Annotated in this window: 12 protein-coding genes; 4 read left to right on the forward strand and 8 right to left on the reverse strand. The window is 65.2% G+C overall.

Features of this window, described 5'->3' with window-relative positions:
* Positions 1-2,496: a putative peptide modification system cyclase gene (locus tag G7079_RS02050; protein WP_240906301.1), complete on the forward strand. Its 2,496-nt coding sequence runs from the start codon at positions 1-3 to the stop codon at positions 2,494-2,496.
* Positions 2,497-2,562: 66 nt separating this feature from the next.
* Here the strand turns inward: G7079_RS02050 and G7079_RS02055 are convergent, their stop codons facing one another.
* Positions 2,563-2,871 (reverse strand): NHLP-related RiPP peptide, encoded by a 309-nt coding sequence (locus tag G7079_RS02055; RefSeq protein WP_166055084.1) that lies wholly within the window; start codon positions 2,869-2,871, stop codon positions 2,563-2,565.
* A gap of 86 nt (positions 2,872-2,957) precedes the next feature.
* Here G7079_RS02055 and G7079_RS02060 point away from each other — a divergent pair, with 86 nt between their 5' ends.
* Entirely contained in the window at positions 2,958-4,178 is a 1,221-nt protein-coding gene (locus G7079_RS02060) for a putative peptide maturation dehydrogenase (RefSeq protein WP_166055086.1), read from the forward strand.
* Positions 4,179-4,199: 21 nt separating this feature from the next.
* On the opposite strand, the gene G7079_RS02065 is transcribed toward G7079_RS02060, so the two are convergent.
* The gene (locus G7079_RS02065) at positions 4,200-5,714 is read right to left on the reverse strand and encodes a YifB family Mg chelatase-like AAA ATPase (RefSeq protein ID WP_166055088.1); all 1,515 of its coding nucleotides are present in this window, start codon (positions 5,712-5,714) and stop codon (positions 4,200-4,202) included.
* An 11-nt stretch (positions 5,715-5,725) separates the two neighbouring features.
* Entirely contained in the window at positions 5,726-5,989 is a 264-nt protein-coding gene (locus G7079_RS02070) for an accessory factor UbiK family protein (RefSeq protein ID WP_166057806.1), read from the reverse strand.
* A 198-nt stretch (positions 5,990-6,187) separates the two neighbouring features.
* On the opposite strand from G7079_RS02070, the gene G7079_RS02075 reads away from it, so the two are divergent.
* Positions 6,188-6,526, forward strand: coding sequence for a P-II family nitrogen regulator (locus G7079_RS02075; protein ID WP_166055090.1), 339 nt, complete (start codon positions 6,188-6,190; stop codon positions 6,524-6,526).
* On the opposite strand, the gene G7079_RS02080 is transcribed toward G7079_RS02075, so the two are convergent.
* A complete protein-coding gene (locus tag G7079_RS02080; protein ID WP_166055092.1) occupies positions 6,527-8,440 on the reverse strand; it encodes a tetratricopeptide repeat-containing diguanylate cyclase in 1,914 nt (637 codons plus the stop codon).
* Between the two features lie 94 nt (positions 8,441-8,534).
* Positions 8,535-9,389 carry a polyamine aminopropyltransferase gene (gene speE / locus G7079_RS02085; protein ID WP_166055094.1) on the reverse strand — a complete coding sequence of 285 codons (855 nt, stop codon included), beginning with the start codon at positions 9,387-9,389 and terminating at the stop codon, positions 8,535-8,537.
* 160 nt (positions 9,390-9,549) lie between these two features.
* Here speE and speA point away from each other — a divergent pair, with 160 nt between their 5' ends.
* Complete coding sequence (gene speA, locus G7079_RS02090; protein ID WP_166055096.1) at positions 9,550-11,439, forward strand: arginine decarboxylase; 1,890 nt, start codon at positions 9,550-9,552, stop codon at positions 11,437-11,439.
* On the opposite strand, the gene G7079_RS02095 is transcribed toward speA, so the two are convergent.
* Genes G7079_RS02095 through G7079_RS02105 form a run of 3 tightly spaced genes read right to left on the reverse strand, consistent with a single transcriptional unit; the run spans position 11,417 to position 13,074 of the window.
* Complete coding sequence (locus tag G7079_RS02095) at positions 11,417-11,923, reverse strand: DMT family transporter (protein ID WP_166055097.1); 507 nt, start codon at positions 11,921-11,923, stop codon at positions 11,417-11,419. The two genes, speA and G7079_RS02095, sit on opposite strands and share 23 nt — an antisense overlap.
* Positions 11,920-12,669 (reverse strand): SDR family NAD(P)-dependent oxidoreductase, encoded by a 750-nt coding sequence (locus G7079_RS02100; RefSeq protein WP_166055099.1) that lies wholly within the window; start codon positions 12,667-12,669, stop codon positions 11,920-11,922. The genes G7079_RS02095 and G7079_RS02100 overlap by 4 nt, the downstream gene beginning before the upstream one ends.
* Before the next feature lie 33 nt (positions 12,670-12,702).
* A complete protein-coding gene (locus G7079_RS02105) occupies positions 12,703-13,074 on the reverse strand; it encodes a hypothetical protein (RefSeq protein WP_166055101.1) in 372 nt (123 codons plus the stop codon).
* Between the last annotated feature and the right edge of the window lie 58 nt (positions 13,075-13,132).

Below are 13,132 nucleotides of genomic sequence, written 5' to 3' on the forward strand. Positions count from 1 at the left end.
ATGGGCGCGATCACCCACACGCCACAGGTTCGTACGCTACTGCTGACCGACCTTGCGGATTCGACCCAGCTGGTCGAGAGGCTGGGCGACAGTGCGGCGGCGGAACTGTTCCGTGCCCATGACCGCATGGTGCTGGAACTGCAGCAACGTTGGCGCGGCCGCCTGATCGACCGCAGCGACGGTCTGCTGTTGCTGTTCGAGCGCCCGATTGACGGACTTGGCTTCGCCCTGGATTACGTGCGCGGATTGCGCGACCTGGGGCGCGAGCAGAACTTGAAGCAACCGCTGCAGGCACGCGCCGGCCTGCATGTGGGCGAAGTGCTGGTTTGGGAAAACAGCGTCGATGCGGTGCGCCTGGGCGCCAAGTCGCTGGAGGTAGAGGGCCTGGCCAAGCCGTTGGCCGGCCGGTTGATGGCGTTGGCACGGCCCGGGCAGATCCTGCTGTCGGCCACCGCGGAACCACTGGCGCACCGCGCGGCGCGCGAACTCGGCGAACGCGGCGAGCTGCTGGTGTGGAAGTCCTATGGGCGCTGGCGTTTCAAGGGCGTGCCGGAGCCACAAGAAGTCTTCGAGGTCGGGGAGCCGGGGCTGGCACCGTTGCGAATGCCGGCGCACACCCCGAAGGCGTGGCGCGATTTGCCGCTGTGGCGGCGGCCGGTGGCGCTGGCCGCGGAAACCCTGCTGTTGGCGGGACTTGCGCTCAGCGGCTGGTTCCTGACCCGGCCGCAGCCGGCCATTGCCTTTTCCGAGCGCGACTGGGTGGTGGTGGGTGATCTGCGCAACCTCACCGGCGACCCGCGCCTGGACGATTCGCTGGAACAGGCGTTCCGCATCAGCCTGGAGCAGTCGCAGTACGTCAAAGTGCTCAGCGACCTCAAGATGCGCGAAACGCTGCAACGCATGCAGAAGAAGCCGGGTGCGCAGGTCGACCGCGCCGTCGGCTCGGAGATCGCGCAGCGCGACGGCGCCCGTGCCGTGCTGCTGCCCACTGTGGCCGAAGTTGGTGGTCGTCTGCGGGTGAGTGCGGAAGTCATCGATCCACGTACCCAGACGACGGTGTACGCAGTATCTGCGGACGGCAAAGGCATTGATTCCGCGCTGGCCTCGATCGACGACGTCACCGACCAGCTGCGCGAGAAGCTGGGCGAGGCGATGCAGAACGTACAGAAGACCTCGGTGCCGCTGCCGAACGTGGCCACGCCGAGCTTGGATGCGTTGAAGGTCTTTGCTGTAGCGCGCAACGTGGTCAATACCACGAGGGATCGGAACCAGGCACTGGGTTTGTATCGACGGGCGTTGCAGTTGGATCCGCAATTCGCATTGGCCCATGCGGATATGGGGCGCATGCTGGCCGCCTCGGGCGAAGTCGAGATGGCGCAGAAGGAGTGGCGTGCCGCGCTAGCGCTTTCGCAACGGCTATCGCCCCAGGAAAGACAATGGGTTGAACTGATGCTGATGGAGCATGTTGCGCCGGAGCAGTTCTTCCGCAAAGCCGGGGAATACCTGGCCCTGTATCCCGATGATTACAAGACGATCGGCAGGCTAGGCACGCACCAATGGCATGACTTGAATGATTTCAAGCTTGCGGAAACCACGTTCCGTCGCGCCATGAAACCGCAGTTTGAAGGAGTTGAAAGTACTCGATACAGCCTTGGTATCGCCTTGCTGGGACAGGAGCGCATCGATGAAGCCTTGACCGAATTCAAACGTGCCCGTGCGGCAGGGTTCACTGGTGCCGGTGAACTGTACGCGCGCGCGTATGACGCGCGTGATCAGCACGTGGATGCGGACAAGGTCTATTTGGCCAGCACGGGTGGGCGCGACGGTTGGAAGGATGAGGCAGCGGTTGTCACCGGTATTGATCGTGGGCAATGGCAGCAGGCGGCGACGGCGGCCCAGTCTTGGGCAGCTGCTGCGGATGGTGCGCACAATACACATGAATCGGTGCTCGCGCGCACCGCGATTGCCGGTGTTGCCGTCCTGTCCGGTCAATCCGACGCCATGCGTGAACTGCAGGAACTGAACTTGGTCTTGGGCACCCGCGAGCGCGAAGTCGACGCGATTTATTCACCCACCTCGATTGAACTGCGGTTGTATGCCGGATTGTTGGCTGCGTACATGGGCGACGCGGCAGGAGTTGCTGAAGCCCTGCACCAGACAGAGGGGGCACAGGTAGTCCGCGATTACCCAGCTGTTGCCCAATTGCGGCAGACGGTGCTCGCGGAGCAAGAACGCATGGCGGGCAAACCGCAGGCAGCAGTGGCCAGGCTCATGTCGTTTGCGAAGCAAGACACCGCGCTGGTAGTCGTGCACTGGGCGTTGATGCGGGCTTTGCAGAAAGCAGGGGATGATGCCGGTGCCCAGGCGCAGGCCGATTGGCTCGCGACTCACCGTGGTCGCATATTCGCGGAAAGCACGACAACGGGTGCGCTGCGGTTCTTCAATGCAGCGGTATCGCGAGAGGCGATTCGTGATCGGAAAACGATCAATCGATGAATCGAGAACACAAAGGCCAAGGCGCTGCTTGCGCTGAGCGCCTTGGCCCAGGCGATATCGTTGGCTTCAGTTGCCGCGGAAGTCTTTTGCGCACAGGAAGGTCAGCGGAACCTTCAGTGCCGCTTCGAGTTTTGCGCGATCCCGGATGATATTCGCCTTGGGCGCGATCCGGTCCGTTACCTGGAGTTGCATGCAATCGCCGGCAGAGGTGGCATTCGCCTCCGCCTTATAGCCCACGGAGGCCAATGCAGCATCCGCATCTTTTTTGAACAGCCGGCGGAATTCGTTGTCGGTGGAAAGCTTGTCCAAGAGTTTTTTCGCCACTTTCGGATCCAGTGGTGCCGGTGCCGAACCTTTGTTTTTCTTTGTCGCCATGTGCGCTCCCCTTTGGTTGGTGAAAATCCCCGGACGCGACGCTACGCTGCCGCGACCTTAACGGCAAGCGGCTGGGAGAATCGAGCGTGCGGATCAGACGGTGTACGACCCTTTGGCTGGAGGCGGCCGAACTTGCCAATTTCGATTTGGGGGCGATGTTGGCGGGCGGTACAGGTGTCGTAACCCATATGGAGTGGCTTGCACATTCACCCCATCTCCACTCGCCGGTGCAGGTGGATGTCGCTGAGATTCCTTTGCTCGGCAGCCTCAGCCCATTGGACTGGGTTGCGGCTGCGCCGCTGCGCGAACGGTATGGCGCCACGCGGGTACGCCGTTTGCTGCAGGCTGGCTTGCTCATAGGCAGCACAAAACCATGGGTAATGGCCCGCGAGGCGGATGAGCGCTTCCGCGGACAGTTTTGGAATGGGTTGGCTGCGGTTAGCCACATGAATTCCAGGTGGGAAGGTGTCGATGCCGCGCGAGAGGTGGAAGAAGCGGGCCTGCAGACGGCGGAAGATTTGCGTCAATCCTATGGCATCCCGCCGCCGGCGCACTGCGAAAGGGCCGCTCATAGTGCGGTGGTCAAGCTGGAGGCAACCCGGCGGGGCTCGCTCGACGACTTGCTTGATGCCCGCGCGACTTGCCGTAATTTCGATACGACCCGATCGATGCCGCTGGCGCAACTGTCGAGCGTTCTCGAGCGTACGTTCGGCATGAGGGGTGAGGTACAAGGCGCCGAGGATTTCGATGTCATGAAAAGGACAAGCCCGTCGGGCGGTGCTCTTCATCCGACCGAGTGCTACCTGATCATCAGGCGGGTGGAAGGACTGCCGGACGGCATTTATCACTATCAGCCGAAAAGTCATACGCTCTTGCCGCTACCGTACGACCAGCAACAGGTCGTTGTGGTCGATAGCGAAAGCCATGGTGCCGCGCCGAAGGAAGCCTTGGATCGTTTGGCGTGGATTGCAGTCGGTGGGCAATCATGGTTCGCGGAGGCACCCGTCCTGTGCGTGCTTGCGCCGAGGTACGTCAGGAGCTTCTGGAAGTACCGCAACCATGCAAAGGCATATCGGGTCTGTATTTTGGATGTGGGCCATCTGTCGCAGACTCTGCAGCTTTGCGCTACCCACGAAGGGCTTGGAAGTTTCGTTACCGCAGCAATCAACGAGGTAGACATCGAGCGAGCGTTTGGTTTGCTGGGGTATGTCGACGGGCCTTTAGCAGTATGCGGCTTCGGTCCGCGCGCGAACGAGATGCAGACCTACGAGCTTGATCCCAACCGCAAGATATGGCCGCGAACATGACAGAAGCACGGCCGCCCACATTCAAGCTACCTTGCGCTCATACCCGCGCTCCAGCTTCCGGTAACCGATCGCTTCGCTGAGGTGCGGTGTCTGGATCTCCGCCGATCCCGCCAGGTCGGCGATGGTGCGCGCCACCCGCAGGATACGGTGCAGCGAACGCGCCGACAGCTGCAGGCTTTCCACCGCACGCTCCAGCAGGGCGCTGTCGTGCGCTGCGAGTCGGCAGTGGGCATCGGTTTGCGCCTGGCCCAGGCGCGCGTTCGTCCTGCCGCAGCGCGCCAGCTGCACATCGCGCGCATTGGCGACACGTTCGCGCACTCGCGCACTCGCTTCGCCGGCCGCGGCATCGTGCCGCAACGCTACTGCAGGCAGTCGCGGTACTTCGACATGCAGATCGATGCGTTCCATCAGCGGCCCGGAGATGCGTGCGCGATAGCGACGGATCTGCTCGTTGTTGCACAGGCAGCGGCCGGAAGGATCACCCGCCCACCCGCAGGGGCAGGGGTTCATCGCCGCGACCAACTGGAAACGCGCCGGGAATTCGCATTGCCGTGCCGCACGCGAGATAGTGACGTGGCCGGATTCCAGCGGCTCGCGTAGCACTTCCAGCGCGTGCCGGCCCCATTCGGGTAGTTCATCGAGAAACAGCACCCCGTGGTGGGCTAGGGAAATTTCGCCGGGTCGCGGGTCTGCACCGCCGCCGACGAGCGCAACCGCACTGGCCGTATGGTGTGGTGCACGGAATGGCCGTTGCCGCCAGCGTGCGGGATCCAGGCCGCGGCCACTGGCGGAGGCGATCATCGCCGCTTCCAGCGCTTCGGCTTCCGAAGGCGCGGGCAGGATGCCGCACAGCCGCGAGGCGAGCAGGGTCTTGCCACTACCCGGCGGCCCGACGAACAACAGGTGGTGCGCGCCAGCGGCGGCGATCTCCAGCGCGCGGCGCGCCTGTGCTTGTCCGCGCACATCGCCGAGATCCGGCTGGCGCGCTTCTTCGCAAGGCAGCGGTTGTGCGTGCGGCAGCGCCTTGCGTGCATCCAGCGCTGCGCAAACTTCGAGCAGGGTGCGCGCGGTGCGGACTTCGACATTCGATGCCAATGCCGCTTCGTGTCCGTTGCCCGGCGGTACCAACAGTTTGCGGTTCGCTTGCCCGGTGGCGATCGCCGCCGCCAGCACGCCATCGACCGGGCGCAATTCACCGGTCAGGGCCAGTTCGCCGAGGAATTCCCAGCCATCCAGCGCGTCGGTCGAGAGTTGCCCGCTGGCGGCAAGGATGCCCAGGGCGATGGCCAGGTCGTAGCGGCCGCCGTCCTTCGGCAGGTCCGCCGGGGCCAGGTTGACGGTGATCCGCCGCGCCGGGAATTCGAACTGCGCGCACTGGATCGCGGCGCGCACGCGATCCTTGGCTTCGCGCACCGCGGCTTCCGGCAAGCCGACGATGTTCATCGCCGGCAAACCGCCAGCCAAGTGGACTTCCACGCGCACGGCAGGCGCATGCACGCCCGCGCGTGCACGGCTGTGCACGAGTGCAAGACCCATGGCGGCGGCCGTCAGTGCTGTTGCGGTGGCTTGGGCGCTTCGCCGCCGAGTGCGGCCAGGTCGCGTTCCAGCGCTTCCAGCTTCTCGCGGGTGCGCGCCAGCACCGCGCGCTGCACCTCGAATTCTTCGCGGGTGACCAGGTCGAGCTTGCCCAGGCCCGCCTGCAGCACCGACTTGAAGTTCTGCTGCAGCTCTTCACGGCCCTCGCGCAGGCCGGGCGGCACCAGGCTGCTGAGGCGGCGGGCGAGTTCGTCGAGTTGGGCGAGGTCGATCATGGGAGGCGGGCTCATCGTCGTGCTCCTGCTGGCTTGGTCGACGCCAGCATGCGTAACGCGCCGTGTCGTCGCCGTCGGGGCAGGGTGCTTCGTGGCGTGGGAAAACCCCGCGCCGCATGCGCGCAGTATGCACGCCGAGCATGGCGGCGGGCTATGCTGCCGGCATCGAAACAACGTGTTGAAGACGGAGCGGCGCCAATGAAAATGGTCATGGCGATCATCAAGCCATTCAAGCTGGACGACGTGCGCGAGGCGCTGGCCGAGGCCGGCGTGGCCGGCATCACCGCCACCGAGGTCAAGGGATTCGGTCGCCAGAAGGGTCATACCGAGCTGTACCGCGGCGCTGAGTACGTGGTCGATTTCCTGCCAAAGATCAAGCTGGAAGTGGCGGTGACCGACGACCAGGTGGACGCGGTGAGCGAGGCGATCATGAAAGCGGCCGGCACCGGCAAGATCGGCGACGGCAAGATCTTCGTGTGGGATCTGGAACGCGTGGTGCGCATCCGCACCGGCGAGCTGGACGGCGACGCGCTCTGACTAGCTTTCGATGCGGTCGCGGCCTTGTTGCTTGGCGCGATAGAGCGCCGCGTCGGCGCGGTCGATCAGCGCATCGTAGCTGTCCCCGCCGCGCCGCGCCTGCGCCGCCCCGATACTGACGCTGACGCGTAAGGCGGGATCGATCTCGTCGAAGCGCAAGGCATTGGCGGCATCGCGCAGGCGATTGCCCACCACCAATGCCTGGTCGAGACTGGTATCAGGGCAAACCACCACGAATTCTTCGCCGCCTACCCGACCGAGCGGATCGCGGCCGCGCAATTGGGCCTGCCAGGCCGCGGTGACGGCGCGCAGCACCTTGTCGCCGGCGGCGTGGCCGTAGCGGTCGTTGATTGCCTTGAAGTGGTCGAGATCCAGCATCAGCAGCGAAAGCGACGTCCCGTCTGCCACGGAGGCATCGAGTGCGCGCGCGGCTTCGCGTTCGATGCCGGGACGGTTGGCGATCTTGGTGAGCGGGTCGAGCAGGGTCAGATCCCGCAGGCGACGCGACTTGTGCCACTGCCGCCACGCCAACGCGGAAAGCAGGGACACCAACAGCGCGCCGAGGGCGATGGTCAGCCATTGCCAGCGCCGCACCGCTTCCAGCACCGAGACTTCCTGCTGCTTGGCAACCGCCTGCGCGCGCAATTGCTTGTTCTCGAAATCGCGGCGGCGGATTTCGTATTCGTATTCGAGCATGCGGCTTTGCTCCAACCGCATCTTGCCCTGCAGTTTCATCTGCAGGTCGTTGTAGCGCTTGTAGTCGGCAAGCGCCGGGCCATCTTGCCCCAACGCTTCCTCGCTGGCGGCTTGCGCCTTGTACAGCATGGCCAGGTAGCGTTCGTTGCCGTCCTGCTGGATCAGCGGCAGCGCCTGTGCGTAACGCACCAGCGCCTCGCGGTGCTGGCCTTGCCGCGCCAAGGCCTGGCCGGTCAGCATCAACAGCATGTCTTCGCTGGAATCGTCGTGTTCGGCGGCGAATCCGGCGCGCGCCTGCTGCAGGACGACGAGTGCGGTGTCCTGCTGCCCAAGCGCGACCTGGCTTTCGGCGATGCCAAGCCGCGCGGCGTTCGCGTTGTAGGCATCGTCGTGCGCGATGGCCACGCTTTCGGCCTCGCGGAACGCCGCCAGCGCCTTGTCGGGTGCACCCGATTCGCCATGAAGGAAGCCGAGCTGGATCAGATTGGTGGCGACGTTTTCCCAATCGCCTTTGTCGCGCATCCGCTTCACCGCGTCGGTGAAATAGCGTTGTGCCTGCGGCCAATCGCCCATGCGCCGGTAGGCCACTGCGATGCTGAGCATCAACGGTTCGACTTCGTGCGCGATGCCGGCACCGCGATACGCTGCGCGCGCGCGCTGGAAATCGATCATCGCGTTGGCCTGCTCGCCGAGCAGGGAGCGGATGTCGCCGCGCATCTCCAGCGATTCGGCCAGCAGTTGCTGGTCCGGGCCGTCGCGGAGCAGGGCGATCGCCTTGTTCACTTCCGGCAAACCGCGCTGCGAGCCGCTGATCAGCATGATGTAGACGGCGCGACACAACGTGGCGCGGGCTTCCGAAGCGATGTCGTGCGCATCGCGGGCGATTCTCAGCGCATCGTTCGAATAGGCCAGGCCTTGCTGCGCATCCTTCCATTTGCGGCTGCCGCAATACACCGACCGGAAGCGCACGTCGCGGGCATGGTCGCCGACCGGCAGCAGCGTGCGCAGGCGTTCCAGTTCGGCGTCGTAGGCGTCGGTGCTGCTGTCCAGCGACGCTGGCCCGATCACCTGCTGCAGGGTTGCATCGAAGGTGGCGGTACGGGTCGTGACGGGCTCGCCCGTATCGGCCTGCTGCGACGTGCTGGCGAACGCCAGGGCGGGCCACGCCAGGAGCGCGACCAGTAGGCCTGCATGGATCGGTTGCGACTGCGCTGCCACGCGCCCCCCGCGTGCCGGATCAACCCAGCACCCTATCGGTGCAACGATACGCTTGCCGTGCGCGGTTTCTCAGTTCCCGCGGCCAGAAACGTTCTCAGCTGGTCAGTGCCGCCGCCACGAACGGCGGCAGGTGCTGCGCGCCGGCATGGATGTCGGCGCTGTAGTAGGCGGTCGGGAACCCCTTGCCGCGGGCGTCGGCGTCGCGGAAATCGAAGCTGGCATTCGCGGCCTTCTTCGCCATCGTGCAGCTCCACCAGCCGGTGGGATAGCAGGGCTGCGGGAACGGCAGGGTCTGGAAGCTGGCGAAACCGGCCTTGCCCATTTCCACGCGCATTTCCTTGATCAGGTCCAGCAACACCAGCGGCGATTCGCTCTGCTGCACCAGGATGCCGTCGGCCTTCAGCGCGCGGTGGCAGCTGGCGAAGAACGCGGCATTGAACAGGCCTTCGGCGGGGCCGACCGGATCGGTGGAATCCACGATCACGATATCGACGCTGCCCGGCTCGCAGTTGGCCATGTAGGCGATGCCGTCATCGAACAATAATTCCGCGCGCGGATCGTGGTTGGATTCGCACAGCTCGGGGAAATACTTCTCCGCCATGCGCGTGACCTGCTCGTCGATGTCGCATTGCGTCGCCTTCACCACGCCCGGATGACGCAGCACTTCGCGCAGGGTGCCGCAGTCGCCGCCGCCGATGATGACGACGCGCTTCGGATCGGCGTGGGTGAACAGCGCCGGGTGCGACATCATCTCGTGGTAAAGGAAGTTGTCGCGGGTGGTCAGCATCATCGCGCCGTCGATCAGCATGACGTTGCCCCAGTCGGTGCTTTCGTAGATCTCGATGTGCTGGAACGGCGACTGCACCTCGTCCAGCTTGCCGGTCACCCGGAAGCCGATCGACGAGCCGGCCTTGTCGAAGTTCTCGTACAGCCAGGTGGTCTCGGTCATCGCGGCGGTTCCGTGCAAGCGTGGTGGGGCGCCCATTGTATGGGCACGCTGTAACGGTGCGGGCGTTGCCGCGCTGACCACGGGCTGAAGCGCCCACGCCCCCTGCTGGCCGCAAGCCCTACAATGCGCGTCCCCCGTATTTTCAGCCGGTGCCGCGCACATGTCCGACTGGTCGCTCGACCTCGCCCGCAAGACCTATTCGATCCCGCACTGGTCGGACGGGTATTTCGACGTGGACGCTCAGGGCCGCATCGCGGTACGGCCGAAGGGCCCCGCCGGCCCCACCGTGGCCTTGCCGGACGTGGTCGATACCGCGATGGCGCAGGGCGCCAAGCTGCCGATGCTTGTGCGTTTCCCGGACGTGCTGGGCAACCGCCTGGGCAAGCTGCAGGCCGCGTTCGCGCAGGCGGAGAAGGATTGGGACTACAAAGGCGGCTACACAGCGGTGTATCCGATCAAGGTCAACCAGCATTACGGCGTGGCCGGCACATTGGCGTCGCACCATGGCGAAGGCTTCGGCCTGGAGGCCGGCAGCAAGCCGGAGCTGATGGCGGTGCTCGCGCTGAGCCGGCCGGGCGGGCTGATCGTCTGCAACGGCTACAAGGACCGCGAGTACATCCGCCTGGCGCTGATCGGCCGCAAGCTGGGCCTGCAGACCTTCATCGTGATCGAGAAGCCCTCCGAACTGAAGCTGGTGCTGGAGGAAGCACAGGCGCTGGGCGTGCAGCCGGGCCTGGGCGTGCGCATGCGGCTGGCCAGCCTCGGTGCCGGCAAGTGGCAGAACAGCGGCGGCGACAAGGCCAAGTTCGGCCTCAACCCGCGCCAGCTGCTGGACCTGTGGAAGCGCCTGCGCGATGCCGGCATGGGCGATTGCCTGCAGCTGCTGCATTTCCACATGGGCAGCCAGATTTCCAATGTGCGCGATATCGCCAACGGCATGCGCGAGGCCACCCGTTACTTCGTCGAACTCTCCAAGCTGGGCGCGAAGATCACCCATGTCGATGTCGGTGGTGGCCTCGGCATCGATTACGAAGGCACGCGTTCGCGCAGCTACAACTCGGTGAACTACGGCATACACCACTACGCGTCGAGCATCGTGCAGCCGCTGGCCGAAGCCTGTGTGCGCGAAGAACTGACGCCGCCGCGCATCGTCACCGAGTGCGGTCGCGCGATGACCGCGCATCACGCCGTACTGGTCACCAACGTCTCCGAAGTGGAGCACGCGCCGGAAGGCCGCGTGCCCGACGTGCACGAGGACGAATCGCACCCGGTGCGCCAGTTGCGCGAATTGCACGACGAGATGCTGCAGCGCCCGGCCGTCGAGGTGTTCCACGAAGCCGCTTCCGCGCATGCCGAAGGCCTGAGCCTGTACGCGCTCGGGCAGATCGACCTGACCCAGCGCGCGCGCATCGACGACCTGTTCTACACCATCGCCCATGCGGTGAAGGCGCGCCTGACCTACGACGAAAAGAGCCATCGCGACTTACTCGACGAACTCAACGAGCGCCTGGTCGACAAGTACTTCGTCAACTTCAGCGTGTTCGAATCGATGCCGGATGTGTGGGCGATCGACCAGGTGTTCCCGATCGTGCCTATCGAGCGCCTGGACGAGGAACCGACGCGCCGCGGCATCATCGCCGACCTGACCTGCGACTCCGACGGCAAGATCGATACCTATGTCGAGAACGAAGACCTCGACAGCTCGCTGCCGCTGCACGAGCTGCGCCCGGGCGAGCGCTACCGGATCGGCTTCTTCCTGATCGGTGCCTACCAGGAAGTTCTCGGCGACATCCACAACCTGTTCGGCGATACCGATGCCATCGAAGTGAAACTCAATGGCGACGGCTACGCGATCACCCAGCAGCGTCGCGGCGATACCACCGACGTGATGCTGGATTACGTGGGCTACAAGCTGGACGACCTGCGCCGCCGCTACAAGGCGCTGGTGGGTGCGGCCGACCTCGGCAAGGGCGAAGCCGAACGTTTGAACGAAGCACTGGAACGCGGCCTGACCGCCTACACCTACCTCAGCGACGAGCCGCTGGAGTAATCGGGTCGGATGTGCCGGCCGGATTCTTCGCGGCTGGCGCGCGCCACGGCGCCACCACCAGCAGCACGCCGGCCAGTACCAGCAACGCGCCGAGCAGGCGCATCCAATCCACTGGTTTCGGTGCCTGCAGAATGCCGAACTGGTCGAGCAGCAGCGAAGCGGTGACCTGGCCGAGCACCGCCAGGCAGACCATGCCGGCGGCACCGATGCGCGGGATCAGCAGGGTGAAGCAGGCCACGTAGATTGCACCGAACACGCCGCCGGCCCAGATCCATGCCGGCAGCTTCAGGCTGCCCTGCAGCGTGACCGGCGTGCGGGTGGCGAGCAGGTACAGGCCCAGCATCACCGTGCCGACCAGGAACGAGACGAAGGCTGCGACCACCGGCCCGCCGACGTGCACGCCGAGGCGGGCATTGACCAGTCCCTGCAGCGGCAGGATGGTGCCGATCAAGACCGCGACCAGCAGCGCGCCGAAAATATTCATGCGCCGCGATGCACCTGGAAGCCGGCGAACGACTGGCGGGTCGGCATCATTTCGAGGCGGTTGATGTTGAGGTGCGGTGGCAGCGTGGCGACCCAGAAGATGGTGTTGGCGATGTCCTCGGCCGTCATCGGCCCTGCATCCTTGTACAGCGTGTCCGATGCGGCCTGGTCGCCATGGGTGCGTACCAGGGTGAATTCGGTCTCGGCCATACCCGGTTCCAGCGCGGTCACCCGCACGCCGGTGCCGTGCAGGTCGGCGCGCAGGCCCAGCGAGAACTGGCTGACGAAAGCCTTGCTGCCGCCGTAGGCATTGCCGCCGGCATACGGGTAGATCGCCGCGGTGGAGCTGACGTTGATGATGGCGCCCTTGCGTTCGATCAGCGTGGGCAGCAGCGCATGGGTCAACGTCACCAATGCGGTGATGTTGGTGTCGATCATGGTCTTCCAGTCCGACAGCAGCGCGTCTTGCGCCGGCTTGGTGCCCTGCGCCAGGCCTGCGTTGTTGATCAGGAGGTCGATGCCGCGGAAGCGCTCCGGCAATGCGGCCAGTGCGGCGCGCATCGCGGCTTCGTCGCGGATGTCGAAGGCGGCCGGATGCAGCCTGTCGCCGAGCTCATCGCGCAAGATTTGCAGCCGATCCGCGCGGCGGCCGGTGGCGATCACCTGCCAGCCTGCATCGATGAAGGTCTTCGCGGCAGCGCGGCCGAAGCCGGAGGTGGCGCCGGTGATCAGGACGGTCTTGGTCATGCCGCCGATTCTAAGCGTCGCCGGCGAAACGGTTCAGCTCTTCTTCGTGGGCTTTCGCGGCGCGGCGGCCGGTTTCTTCGCCGCCGGCTTGTCGTCGGGCTTTGTTGCCGATGGCTTGCGCTTGCGCCCGGTCGCCGCCTTGCCGGTGGTCTTGGCCTTGGTCGCGCGATGCTTCTCCAGCATGCCCTGGGCCAGCACCACGTCCTCGGACAGGATGCCGGCGGCCTTGGCGATCGCGATGCGCGCCTCGGCCTTGTTCTCGTCGGGGTTGGCCAGCAGCAGCTCGCGGATGGCCTCGCGCACGGCGGCTTCGGCGTTGCGCTTGAGGTTGGCTTTCTCGCCACGCTGGAGCAGGGTCATCAGCGCATCGACGACGGGTTTGATCAGCGCAGTTTCAATCGCCATGACGGGCTCCTCGCAAGGAAACCAGTCTACGCCGCGGCCATCTCAGCAGCCGCGACGT

It is taken from the genome of Thermomonas sp. HDW16 (assembly GCF_011302915.1).
Classification (GTDB): Bacteria; Pseudomonadota; Gammaproteobacteria; order Xanthomonadales; family Xanthomonadaceae; genus Thermomonas.

What these genes read in the sequence shown, in the direction of transcription:
- G7079_RS02050 (WP_240906301.1), top strand. Translation starts at nt 1, where the DNA reads ATGGGCGCGATCACCCACACGCCACAGGTTCGTACGCTACTGCTGACC.
- G7079_RS02055 (WP_166055084.1), bottom strand. Translation starts at nt 2,871, where the DNA reads ATGGCGACAAAGAAAAACAAAGGTTCGGCACCGGCACCACTGGATCCG.
- G7079_RS02065 (WP_166055088.1), bottom strand. Translation starts at nt 5,714, where the DNA reads ATGGGTCTTGCACTCGTGCACAGCCGTGCACGCGCGGGCGTGCATGCG.
- G7079_RS02070 (WP_166057806.1), bottom strand. Translation starts at nt 5,989, where the DNA reads ATGATCGACCTCGCCCAACTCGACGAACTCGCCCGCCGCCTCAGCAGC.
- G7079_RS02075 (WP_166055090.1), top strand. Translation starts at nt 6,188, where the DNA reads ATGAAAATGGTCATGGCGATCATCAAGCCATTCAAGCTGGACGACGTG.
- speE (WP_166055094.1), bottom strand. Translation starts at nt 9,389, where the DNA reads ATGACCGAGACCACCTGGCTGTACGAGAACTTCGACAAGGCCGGCTCG.
- speA (WP_166055096.1), top strand. Translation starts at nt 9,550, where the DNA reads ATGTCCGACTGGTCGCTCGACCTCGCCCGCAAGACCTATTCGATCCCG.
- G7079_RS02095 (WP_166055097.1), bottom strand. Translation starts at nt 11,923, where the DNA reads ATGAATATTTTCGGCGCGCTGCTGGTCGCGGTCTTGATCGGCACCATC.
- G7079_RS02100 (WP_166055099.1), bottom strand. Translation starts at nt 12,669, where the DNA reads ATGACCAAGACCGTCCTGATCACCGGCGCCACCTCCGGCTTCGGCCGC.
- G7079_RS02105 (WP_166055101.1), bottom strand. Translation starts at nt 13,074, where the DNA reads ATGGCGATTGAAACTGCGCTGATCAAACCCGTCGTCGATGCGCTGATG.